Origin of the sequence: Mesorhizobium sp. M4A.F.Ca.ET.020.02.1.1 (assembly GCF_004022645.1) — a bacterium.
GTDB lineage: Bacteria > Pseudomonadota > Alphaproteobacteria > Rhizobiales > Rhizobiaceae > Mesorhizobium.
The window spans coordinates 1-10,242 of record NZ_RZOI01000146.1; the positions used below are offsets into that span (position 1 = coordinate 1).

A 10,242-nucleotide genomic window follows, 5' to 3' on the forward strand; every position below is an offset into this window, starting at 1 on the left:
CCGCCGCTTCATAGGCGACCGGCTTCGCGGCTTCGGTTTCCGCGACCGTGGCCGGCGAGCCGACGGGGACGCTGGGCCGGTGGCTGAGCTCGGGCGGCAGCGGATCGACCGTGGCCTGCCTGGGCGTCAGGTCAGGCTTCGAGGCTATCGCGGCGAGCTCGGAGGAAGACGCCGAACCCTTGGCGCGGCAGATGCCTGAAACCAGCGGATAGTTGAAGTTGCGCTCGTGCAGCATCTGGCTTTTCATCGCCGCTTCGCAATCGGCGATCGTCGCCCACTTGGCCGGCGTTTCGCCGATATACTCGCAAAGCTTGGCGTCGCAGTCGCAGCCGACGATGGTCATGGCGACAAGGGCGGTCTTGATCACGGTCTTGTCCTCGGATTCGTTCCCAAATGACCAGTCGCCGGGGAACAAGGCGGGATTTGGCCACGATTATGATTTGTGCGTGACGGAATGTTTCCGAGGCTCCGGCTGTGACTGAAAAGCCTCAACCGTCGTAGACGTGCTTGAGCCTGGCGCCGGCCTTGATCAGCGCCGGCAGCGCCGTATGCAGCTTGCGCACGGCGACGGTCAGGCCGGTCCGGCGTGTGTCCGGGTCGGCCGGGAGCGGATAGCGTTAGCCGATTCCGGCGCCCGTTGCAGCCATGCGTGTGGGGTGAAAGCCACGTGGGCAAGTCCATGGCCGACGAAAGACGCCCACGGTTGGACGGCAAGGCGACCGGAGACGGGAGGCCGCGAAGAAGAGAGAGCCCAAAAACAGTCGGCGCTGGGATTTCTCCCAGCGCCTCCCTGTCAGATCAGGACACGGTCGCGGCAGCAACTCCCGAAAGATGTCGCGCCAAGCCGGCCTTGATTTTGACGGTCCTGCCAGTCGCCACCCGAGGGCAGCGCCCGTTCCAGACCACGCCGGTCACCACCCTTGCGGGCTTCGCCCAGCGTGCCATCGAAGGTTTTCACCGGCCTTCATGGCAGCATCGGTCCGCCGTCGGCGTTCGCACGCTTTCCGCGGCCCCGCCGGCATCCGTCCCTCCAACAGGCAAGCCTGCTCTCGTTCCGGACCGTGCGGGCCTCAGGAAATCCGCCTTTCCGCTTTGCCTTTCGGCTGGGCGATCGGTAGCCGCCTGAGATGGGTTTAACGTACGCCGGGTAAGGGCTTTGGGGAACCGCCACCAGCCTGTGGATAGCGGGATTATCGGGGACCAAGCCAGGCGGCGCAGGATTTTTTCGGGCAGCCGACGAAAGAGGCGCGAAACGCGGCGGCGATCTGCGATGATCCGGTATTGGCGGACATTCGGCGCTTGCCCCGCAAGGCGGCGCGGGCTTCAATACCGGCAAAGGATTCCAGGCGCAAGCGCTCCTGACATTCCTAGATCCGGATGACGTTTCGTTGAATCGCCGTCCTGATCCAATTCTTTGTTGGAGCATGATCTTTCCGAAAACCGGTTCCCACTTTTTGCTACGCTGACCTATCGGTTCGGGATCATGCTCTTGGGGAGGTTGCTTGAAGGTCGGGGTGGTTCTCAATCCGATTGCCGGTGGCGGCCGGCTGAAGCGGCACTGGCCGGAGGTCAGCGCTTCGCTGAAGGAGCATTTTGGTGGCTATGAGCTGCGCGAGACGCAGGCCGAAGGCGATGCCGAAAGGCTGGCGCTCGACCTCGCCGCCAGCGGCTTCGACCTGGTCATCGCAGCGGGCGGCGATGGAACGGCCAGCGAAACGGCGGACGGGCTGCTGCAGGCATTCGACGAAACCGGCCGGGTATGCGAGCTCGGCCTCTTGCCCTGCGGCACCGGCATCGACTTTGCCCGCGGGCTCGGCCTGCCGCGCGACATCGATGCCACGCTGAAGCACATCGCCGAAGCCAAGCCGCGCAAGATCGATGCCGGGCGCATCTGTTACATCGACGATCATGGCGCGCTGGCCAGCCGCCATTTTATCAACATTGCCAGCCTTGGGCTTTCAGGGGCGACCGACCGCGCGGTCAATGCCGACAAGCGCAAGGGCAAGGTCTCTGCCAAGGCGCTGTTCTTCTGGCGCACCGTGGTGGAGTTCATGCGCTACCGCTTCCAGGACGTCAGGATCACTGTCGATGACGGCCGGCCGGTCGAAGCGCGGATGGCGCTGGTGGCGGTGGCCAACGGAAAGTTCTTCGGCGGCGGCATGATGATCGCGCCCGACGCGGAACTCGGCGACGGCGCCTTCGACATCGTAATCCTGCGTGCGGCGAGCAAGCTGAGGCTGATCTGGGACATCCGGCTGCTCTATGGCGGACGGCACCGCAACCATCCGGCGATCACCATCCTGCGCGGCAAGAAAGTGGTTGTCGAACCGCTCGGCGATGTGGAAAAGAACGGCGCGCTGGTCGACATAGATGGTGAGTCGCCGGGCCGGATACCGGCGACGTTCGAGATCCTGCCCGAAGCGCTGACGCTCAGATACTGAATCAAGACGTTGAGAAACTGATTCAGGCGGTTGCCGGCCTTGTTCTGGCGAGCCGCCCAAATCGCTGAAATCGCTTGTAAAGTTTAGCCGCCTCAGATTTCAAGCTTGGACGGGAATCCGGGCGCGCGCAGATCGGTGCCGACTGCCTCCTCGAGCAGCTTGACGATCTGCGTCGACCAGGCGCCACCGCCATAGGCTTCCTTGCCTTGCTCGAAGATCGCGTTGACGCGGGCGGCGAGATCAAGCGGCACGCCGAAATCCTTGCCCATACGAAGCGCGAAGCCGAGGTCCTTCAGCGCCAGGTCCATGGTGAAGCCAATATCGTAGGATCCGTTGAGCACCAGCTGGCTTTCGGTCTCGTGGACGAAGCTGTTGCCGGAGGAGGCGACGATGGCGTGGTAGGCCTGGGCGAGGTCCAGCCCGCCCTGCTTGGCCAGCATCAGCGCCTCGCCGGCGGCGACAAGATGGATGAAAGCCAGCATGTTGGTGATGACCTTGATCACTGCCGCCGAGCCGATCGGACCCATCAGGAAGGATTTTGCGCACATCGCCTCGATGGCCGGCCGGTGCCGCTCGTAAAGCACGGCATCACCACCGACCAAGGCCGTGATCCTGCCTGCCGCCGCCAGATGCACGCCGCCGGTGACCGGACATTCGAGCGTCTCGATGCCCCTGGCTGAGGCCAGTGCCGCGAGCCGCACAATCTCGTCGCGGCCGTTGGTCGACATCTCGATCCAGGTGCCGTCCTTCGGCAGACCTTCGAGCAATCCGCCGGGACCGGCGAGCACTGTCTCGCTGACCTTGGGCGAGGGCAGGCAGGTGACGGCATTGCCGGCGCGGGCGGCGGCCTCGGCCGGGCTGCTCGCGGCATTGGCGCCGAGCCCAACCAGACGCTCGACGGTTGCCGGGTCGCGGTCGAAGACGGTGACGGCAAAGCCGTCGCGGACCAGGCTGGCGGCGAGGTGGCCGCCAAGATGGCCAAGGCCGATGAAGGCGTAAGCGGGCCGCGCGGTCACGGCATCAACGGCGTCTGCATCATCTGCAGATGCAGTTCCTTGCCGCTGTAGGGATGCGCGTCGCAGACCGCCTCATTGAGCTCGACGCCGAGGCCGGGCTCCTTCGACGGGATGACGTTGCCATCCTGCCACTCGATCTTCTTCTTCAGCAACGTGGCGTGAAAACCGTCCCATTGCTTCAGCGATTCCAGGATCAGGAAGTTCGACAGCGTCACGGCCAACTGGATGTTGGCGGCGCCGACGATCGGCCCGCAATAACAGTGCGGCGCGACCTGGATGTGGTAGGCCTCGGCCATGGCGGCGATCTTCTTGGTTTCCAGTATGCCGCCGGAGCGGCCAAGGTCCGGCTGCAAGATGGTCGCGGCGCGGTTCTCGATGACGCGAGCGAACTCGAACTTGGTCGTCAGCCGCTCGCCGGTGGCAATCGGGATCGACGTACCGCGCGCCACCTGCGCCATCACCTCGGGCATGTCGGGCGGCACCGGCTCCTCGAACCATAGCGGGTCATAGGGCTCGATGGCGCGGGCAAGCCGCAGCGCGCCCGAAGCGGTGAATTGGCCATGTGTGCCGAACAGGATGTCCGCCCTGTTTCCGACGGCCTCGCGGATCGCCTTCACCATACGGGCAGAGAGGTCGATGTCGATTAGGCGCGGCTGGTGGCCGTCGAAGGCGGTGTAGGGGCCGGCCGGGTCGAGCTTGACGGCGTTGAAGCCCTGCTCGACATATTCGAGCGCGCAGGCGGCGGCCATCTCCGGGTCGTTGTAGACATTCTTGCCGCGCGCGTCCTCGGAATGGACGCTGCCAGTGTGCGGGTAGAGGTAGGTGTAGGAGCGCAGCGTCTCGTGCACCTGGCCGCCGAGCAATTTGTAGACCGGCTTGTCGGCTTCCTTGCCGATGATATCCCAGCAGGCCATTTCGAGCGCCGAGAAGCAGCCCATGCCGGAAACGTCCGGGCGCTGGGTGAAGCCGGAGGAATAGATGCGGCGGAAGAGATTCTCGATGTCGTGCGGGTCGCGGCCGATGAGGTAACGCTCGGCCATGTCTTCGATCATCCTTGCGGTGACGTGGCCGGAGAAGGTGGCATTGTAGGCCTCGCCATAGCCGACCACGTCGCCATCGGTGGTGAGCTTGACGAAGATGAAATACTTGCCGCCGATGCCGGGCGGCGGGTTGCCGACAACCCAGGTCTTGACGTCGGTGATCTTCATTTCTGATCCTCCAAAACCAGTTCGGCGCCTTTCCATCCGGTGAGGATCGAGGCGGCGTTGGTGTTGCCGGTGATGTTGTCGGGAAAGATCGAAGCATCGATGACGCGCAGGCCGGCAATCCCGTGCACCATGAGGCGCGGATCGACGACGGCGCGCGAGGCGTCAGGTCCCATGCGGCAGGTTGAGACCGGATGGTAGACGGTGCCCGAGCGCTTCCTGAAATCCTCAATCAAGTCGGCGTCCGACGTGATCGACGGGCCGGGCAAAACCTCCTCCTCGATGATCTCGGCCATCGCCGGCATCGCGGCGATCTTACGCACGAACTTCACCGCCGCCAGCATCTCGTCGACATCGGCGTTGGTCGAATAGGCATGCGGCGTGATCCGGGGATAGTCGCGCGGGTTCTTGGAGCGGATCATGATCTCGCCGCGGCTCGACGGGCGGCAGTTGGAAAGGCCGATCGAGAAGCCGGGCCACGGGTCGGGGGTCAGGATCGGGCGCTCACCGCTCTTCGGAATGACGGTGGAGAAGGCCTGGAAATAGAGCTGCATGTTCGGCCGCGCCAGGGTCGGGTCGGTGCGGAAGAAACCGCCGGCATTGTTCATCGACAGCGACAGCGGCCCGGACCGGAACAGGATGTACTGCATGCCGACCATGAGCTTGCCCCACCAGGGGCGCAGGATCTGGTTCAGCGTCGGCAGCCTGCCCTTGAACGTGTAGTTGATGCCGACATGGTCCTGCAGGTTCGCGCCGACATTCTCGTTGGCGTGGATGAGCGGAATGCCGAGGTCTCCGAGCAGCGCCGACGGGCCGACACCGGAGAGCTGCAGCAGCTGCGGCGAGTTGATGGAGCCGCCGGACAGGATGACCTCACGGCCAGCGTGCGCGGTCCTGGTCTCGCCGTTCTGCTGATATTCGACACCGACGGCGCGCTTGCCCTCGAACACGATTTTCGTCGCCAGCGCGTTTGTCTCGACGCGGATATTTTTTCTCCGCATCGCCGGGCGCAGGAAGGCGCGGGCGGTCGACATGCGGCGGCCGTCCTTGGTGGTGATCTGATAGATGCCGACGCCTTCCTGGGAGGCGCCGTTGAAGTCCGGATTGAACGGCAGGCCGGCCTGTTGGGCGGCCGCCAGGTAGCGCTTCGTCAGCGGATGCACCGCGTCCGAGCAATCGGTGATGCGCAACGGGCCGCCGACACCGCGCCACTGGTTGGCGCCGGCTTCATTGTCCTCCAGCGCCTTGAAGGCGGGGAGCAGGTCGTCGTAGCTCCAACCTGGATTGCCGGCGGCTGCCCAGGCGTCGAAATCCTCGCGCGCCCCCCTGATATACACCATGGCGTTGATCGAGCTCGACCCGCCGAGCAGCTTGCCGCGCGGCCAGTGGTCGGCGTTTCCGCCAAGGCCAGGATCGGGCTCCGCTTTATAGTTCCAGTTGACGGCCGGGTCGAAGAAGGTCTTGCCGTAGCCGAGCGGCATCTGGACGTAGAAGCGGCGGTCGGTGCCGCCGGCCTCCAGCACCAGGACCGAGAAACGGCCCGATGCCGACAGTCTTTCGGCAAGCACCGAACCGGCCGAGCCGGAGCCGACGATGATGAAATCATAGGTCTGCATGACTGGTCGGTGCGGCTCCGGAAATCTGGCCGCAGCCTAGACGCGCCGGGTTCGCCGCGTCGCCGCGCCTTCCGGCATCGGTTGTGAAAAATACGACCGCCGCAATACGATGGAGTTGCGGGATAACCCGACAATCCCGCTTGATATGCACGGGGTCGAGAGCTTATGCGAAGGCATCGAGCAATCCGCGGGAGGCAGGAGATCCATATGCGTACCCTCTCCGATGCCTTCATCCCGGAACTGCCCGGTTACTACAAGGGCAAGGTCCGCGAAAACTACGACCTGCCGGACGGCAGGCGCATCATCATCGCCACCGATCGCCTCAGCGCCTTCGACATCATCCTGGCCTCGATCCCGTTCAAGGGCGAGATCCTCACCCAGACCGCCCGCTACTGGTTCGAGGAAACGGCCGACATCTGCCCGAACCATGTTCTCGAATACCCCGACCCGAACGTCGTCGTCGGCACAAGGCTCGATATCCTGCCGGTCGAGATCGTCGTGCGCGGCTATCTGGCGGGAACCACCAGCACCTCGATCCTGACCAGGTACCGGAAGGGCGAGCGGACCATGTATGGAATGAACCTGCCGGACGGCTTGCGCGACAATGAGAGATTGGCCGAGCCGGTGATCACCCCGACGAGCAAGGCCGCGGATGGCGGCCATGACGAGCCGCTGTCGAAGGCCGAGATCCTCGAACAGGGACTTCTTACGCCAGCACAGTGGGATACGGTGTCGGACTACGCCTTGCGGCTGTTCGCCCGCGGCCAGGCGCGAGCCGCCGAACGCGGCCTGATCCTGGCCGATACGAAATATGAATTCGGCACCGACAAGAGCGGGGCCATAATCCTGGCCGACGAAATCCATACGCCGGACAGCAGCCGGTACTGGATTGCGGCGAGCTACGAAGATGCCTTCGCGAGCGGTGGGCGGCCGGAGAGTTTCGACAAGGATTTCATCCGGTCATGGGTCGCGGCGCGCTGCGATCCTTACAGGGATCCGATCCCGACGATACCGGACGAGATCGTCGCACAGGCTTCGCAGGTCTATGCGCAGGCCTATGAGGCGATCACCGGCAAGGAATTCGTCCCCGACGTTTCCGGGGCTACCGTGCTCGATCGCATCCGCGCGAACCTCGAGCGCTACTTTTAGGGTCAAGCCAGCCGCTCCTTGCGACAGCATCGGCGGCGCGTTGACCTGCCGGCGCCGTGACGCTACGGGATCATGTCATCGATCTCAGGGGATTTGCGGTATGGTGCACTACGCGGACGGACGGCCGATCGGCGACCTGACACTGCGGACGCTGGCCATGCCGTCCGACGCCAACGCGGCTGGCGATATCTTCGGCGGCTGGGTGATGGCGCAGATGGACCTTGCCTGCGGCATCCGCGCCGCCGAGCGCGCCAAGGGCCGCGTGGTGACGGCGGCGGTCAAGGAGATGTCCTTCGCCAAGCCGATGAAGATCGGCGACACGCTCTGCATCTACACCCATGTCGAGCGCGTCGGCCGCACCTCGATGGCGCTCAAGGTCGAGGCCTGGGCGCAGCGCTATCTGTCCGACCTGATGGAGAAGGTCACCCATGCCGATTTCGTCATGGTGGCGCTGGACGGCGAGGGCAAGCCGAAGGCGGTTCCGGCCGAAGGCTAACCCGGCTCCGGCAGGCGAGGGCCCTGCCGGCGGGCTGCGTGAGCTCCTTCACAGTCATGCGCAAATTTCCGTGACCAAGTCCGCCGGGGCTTGGGGGAAGACAATGCGTCAACGAACGCTGAACGGTGTTCTTGCGGGAGCCGTCCTGGGCCTGTTCGGCCTGCTCGCCGCAACCGCCTATACCGAGATCAAGCAAGCCGATGCCAGGCTCTCTTGCGCTTCGCAAAATTGCGTCATCGGCAAGCCGCCGGGCGCAAGCGAAAAATGCCTGGCGATCAGTTGCGACGCCGGCCAGAAACCGCGGACGATTGCCGCGAGCAGACGGCCCGCCGGGCTGACTGCGAGACGATCCACCGGAAGCTGAAAACGGGACGGACACGCCACAGCGGCCGGCCAGAAAACGGGTCGGCACGAAGGTTCATCCTTCGCGGGCTTGCGCCAAAAATCCTTGCGGCAACAGGCTTTCAGCCGTGCAGACCGTCGAATTTCTCGCGCGCGGCCCTGACCCTGGCGGTGTTCCTGCGCGCCCATGCGCCGAGCGCGCTGACGGGGACCAACAGCTCGTGGCCAAGCTCTGTCAGCTCGTAGTCGACGCGCGGCGGGATGGTCGGGAAGACGGTGCGGATGACGAAGCCATCGCGCTCCAGACCGCGCAATGTGGTGGTCAGCATCTTCTGCGAAATGCCGCCGACGGCGGCGCGCAGTTCATTGAAGCGCAGCGGTCCGTCGCCGAGCTTGCCGACCACCAGAACGGTCCATTTGTCGCCGACGCGCTGCAGGATTTCCGACACGGCGCGACAGTCTTCGGTGATATGCGGGTGCCTCAGTAACAAAAACGTGCCTCCTTGCACTTCGCTTTTGCGGTATCTCATATAGCGCCGGTATCCAAACGATACCACAATTTCCCGCAAGGAGAGCCTCCCAAAATGTCCAAGCCCAAAATCGCCATTATCGTCGGTTCGACGCGCGCCGCACGCTTCGCCGACGTGCCGACCGAGTGGATCGCCAAGATCGCCAAGGCGCATGCAGACATCGACGTCGAAGTCGTCGACCTGCGCGACTTCCCGCTGCCGTTCTTCGACGAGGTCGCTTCCTCCGCCTGGGCGCCGTCGCAGAACGAGGTGGCGCAGCGCTGGCAGAAGAAGGTCGCCTCTTTCGACGGCTTCATCTTCACCGCCGCCGAGTACAATCACGGCCCGACGGGTGTGCTGAAGAACGCCATCGACTACGCCGCCAACGAGTGGAACAAGAAGCCGGCCGGTTTCGTCGGCTATGGCAGCGTCGGCGGCTCGCGCGCCGTCGAACAGCTCCGCCTCTACGCCGTCGAGCTGCAGATGGCGCCGGTCAAGTCGGCGGTCCATATCGCCTGGGGCGATTTCCTGGCGGTTCGCCAGGGCGAGAAGAAGCTCGAGGATCTCGAGCATCTGAACCAGGCCGCCGCGGCGCTCGTCAACGACGTCGCCTGGTGGGCCAAGGTGCTCAAGGCGGCCCGCGCGGCCGACGCGATCGCCGAGGAAGCCAAGGCGGCCTGAGCCGTCAATCCGAGACAATCCTCCCAAGGGATATGGGGCGGCGCTTGCGCCGCCCTTTTCAATTTGCCGCCTGCGCGGACTGCCTCGGCCTCATGACGCAGTCCGCCACCCGGTCGTGCTCGTCGAGCTCGTCGGCATGGTGCTGCCCCCATTCGCACAGCGCCAGAAGGATGGGCTCGGGGCTGAGCCCAAGGGGCGTCGCGAAGTATTCGACGCGCGACGGGATCTAGGCGAAGACCCTCGCGGCGAACAAGGCCGTGCTCCTCCATTTCGCGCAACTGCTGGATCAGCACCTTCTGGGTGATCGAAGGCACCAGTGCCTTCAGCGACGAGAGTCTCCGGGGACCATCGAACAGGTGGTAGAGGATGACCGTCTTCCAGCGGCTCGAGATTACTTTCAAGGCACGCTCCGCCGGCAGCATCGGCAGTTCTCTTGATCGGGCCGGCCATGGTCACTTCCTGGTGAGCAGCGGACAAATGAGTGTGTAGTCGAGACAGCGCAGATAGTGGCAATGCACGGCCGATGCCATAGCGATCGGAGTTTGCCGTGGCTTGCGCCAGCTTTTCGATTTGGCTGCCGGCGGCCTGTTGGGTGTCACGTCCGGTGGCCGCTTCCCACTCGACCAGGCCGGTGCGGCTCACCGCCTTATCAAGGAGCGCCGCTCGACAGGTAAGATCGTGCTGGTGGCGTGATTGTCGTGGTCGATTCTGGAACCCGCCTGGTCATCGCTGCTGGTCACAGCCAGCCACCCGAAAATCCGGCTCGTCGCAGGCCCGTGGCGATGGC

Annotated in this window: 13 protein-coding genes and 1 pseudogene; 7 read left to right on the forward strand and 7 right to left on the reverse strand. The window is 64.4% G+C overall.

The genetic code is table 11. From position 1 onward, the window contains the following. Both EN742_RS12235 and EN742_RS38060 read right to left on the reverse strand, forming a co-directional pair. Positions 1-367: hypothetical protein (locus EN742_RS12235; RefSeq protein ID WP_128332850.1), on the reverse strand; the 367-nt coding region annotated here is incomplete at its 3' end. Positions 368-1,190: 823 nt separating this feature from the next. Next, entirely contained in the window at positions 1,191-1,352 is a 162-nt protein-coding gene (locus EN742_RS38060; protein WP_189347798.1) for a hypothetical protein, read from the reverse strand. 150 nt (positions 1,353-1,502) lie between these two features. Here EN742_RS38060 and EN742_RS12240 point away from each other — a divergent pair, with 150 nt between their 5' ends. Continuing rightward, the gene (locus tag EN742_RS12240; RefSeq protein WP_126058715.1) at positions 1,503-2,441 is read left to right on the forward strand and encodes a diacylglycerol kinase family protein; all 939 of its coding nucleotides are present in this window, start codon (positions 1,503-1,505) and stop codon (positions 2,439-2,441) included. Between the two features lie 92 nt (positions 2,442-2,533). Here the strand turns inward: EN742_RS12240 and EN742_RS12245 are convergent, their stop codons facing one another. From EN742_RS12245 to EN742_RS12255, 3 genes are read right to left on the reverse strand one after another with little or no spacing between them, the layout of a single operon-like run. After that, on the reverse strand, positions 2,534-3,457 hold the full coding sequence (locus EN742_RS12245) for an NAD(P)-dependent oxidoreductase (protein ID WP_126058716.1): 924 nt from the start codon (positions 3,455-3,457) through the stop codon (positions 2,534-2,536). Next, positions 3,454-4,665: a mandelate racemase/muconate lactonizing enzyme family protein gene (locus EN742_RS12250; protein ID WP_126058717.1), complete on the reverse strand. Its 1,212-nt coding sequence runs from the start codon at positions 4,663-4,665 to the stop codon at positions 3,454-3,456. Before EN742_RS12250 ends, EN742_RS12245 begins: the two co-directional genes overlap by 4 nt. Further along, entirely contained in the window at positions 4,662-6,278 is a 1,617-nt protein-coding gene (locus EN742_RS12255; RefSeq protein ID WP_126058718.1) for a GMC family oxidoreductase N-terminal domain-containing protein, read from the reverse strand. The genes EN742_RS12250 and EN742_RS12255 overlap by 4 nt, the downstream gene beginning before the upstream one ends. A gap of 207 nt (positions 6,279-6,485) precedes the next feature. Here EN742_RS12255 and EN742_RS12260 point away from each other — a divergent pair, with 207 nt between their 5' ends. The 3 genes from EN742_RS12260 (at position 6,486) to EN742_RS12270 (ending at position 8,287) form a co-directional block, all read left to right on the forward strand. After that, entirely contained in the window at positions 6,486-7,427 is a 942-nt protein-coding gene (locus EN742_RS12260) for a phosphoribosylaminoimidazolesuccinocarboxamide synthase (RefSeq protein WP_126058719.1), read from the forward strand. Between the two features lie 100 nt (positions 7,428-7,527). Then, the gene (locus EN742_RS12265; RefSeq protein ID WP_126058720.1) at positions 7,528-7,923 is read left to right on the forward strand and encodes an acyl-CoA thioesterase; all 396 of its coding nucleotides are present in this window, start codon (positions 7,528-7,530) and stop codon (positions 7,921-7,923) included. Between the two features lie 70 nt (positions 7,924-7,993). Beyond that, a complete protein-coding gene (locus EN742_RS12270) occupies positions 7,994-8,287 on the forward strand; it encodes a hypothetical protein (protein WP_126058721.1) in 294 nt (97 codons plus the stop codon). Positions 8,288-8,387: 100 nt separating this feature from the next. On the opposite strand, the gene EN742_RS12275 is transcribed toward EN742_RS12270, so the two are convergent. Next, positions 8,388-8,756: a helix-turn-helix domain-containing protein gene (locus EN742_RS12275; protein WP_187331432.1), complete on the reverse strand. Its 369-nt coding sequence runs from the start codon at positions 8,754-8,756 to the stop codon at positions 8,388-8,390. Positions 8,757-8,849: 93 nt separating this feature from the next. Between EN742_RS12275 and EN742_RS12280 the strand changes: the two genes are divergently transcribed. Continuing rightward, positions 8,850-9,455: an NADPH-dependent FMN reductase gene (locus EN742_RS12280; protein ID WP_126058723.1), complete on the forward strand. Its 606-nt coding sequence runs from the start codon at positions 8,850-8,852 to the stop codon at positions 9,453-9,455. Positions 9,456-9,513: 58 nt separating this feature from the next. Here the strand turns inward: EN742_RS12280 and EN742_RS12285 are convergent. Beyond that, positions 9,514-9,877: pseudogene (locus tag EN742_RS12285) on the reverse strand (helix-turn-helix domain-containing protein). Between EN742_RS12285 and EN742_RS40230 the strand changes: the two are divergent. Together EN742_RS40230 and EN742_RS12290 are read left to right on the forward strand one after the other, a co-directional pair. Next, a complete protein-coding gene (locus EN742_RS40230) occupies positions 9,822-9,944 on the forward strand; it encodes a hypothetical protein (protein WP_348627278.1) in 123 nt (40 codons plus the stop codon). The pseudogene EN742_RS12285 and the gene EN742_RS40230 sit on opposite strands and share 56 nt — an antisense overlap. A gap of 63 nt (positions 9,945-10,007) precedes the next feature. After that, positions 10,008-10,148: a zinc-binding dehydrogenase gene (locus tag EN742_RS12290; RefSeq protein WP_245455415.1), complete on the forward strand. Its 141-nt coding sequence runs from the start codon at positions 10,008-10,010 to the stop codon at positions 10,146-10,148. The last annotated feature ends 94 nt before the right edge of the window (positions 10,149-10,242 follow it).

Excerpts from the sequence above, each read along its gene's own strand:
- EN742_RS12280 (WP_126058723.1), top strand. The coding sequence starts at position 8,850 with ATGTCCAAGCCCAAAATCGCCATTATCGTCGGTTCGACGCGCGCCGCA.
- EN742_RS40230 (WP_348627278.1), top strand. The coding sequence starts at position 9,822 with ATGACCGTCTTCCAGCGGCTCGAGATTACTTTCAAGGCACGCTCCGCC.
- EN742_RS12260 (WP_126058719.1), top strand. The coding sequence starts at position 6,486 with ATGCGTACCCTCTCCGATGCCTTCATCCCGGAACTGCCCGGTTACTAC.
- EN742_RS12255 (WP_126058718.1), bottom strand. The coding sequence starts at position 6,278 with ATGCAGACCTATGATTTCATCATCGTCGGCTCCGGCTCGGCCGGTTCG.
- EN742_RS12250 (WP_126058717.1), bottom strand. The coding sequence starts at position 4,665 with ATGAAGATCACCGACGTCAAGACCTGGGTTGTCGGCAACCCGCCGCCC.
- EN742_RS12265 (WP_126058720.1), top strand. The coding sequence starts at position 7,528 with ATGGTGCACTACGCGGACGGACGGCCGATCGGCGACCTGACACTGCGG.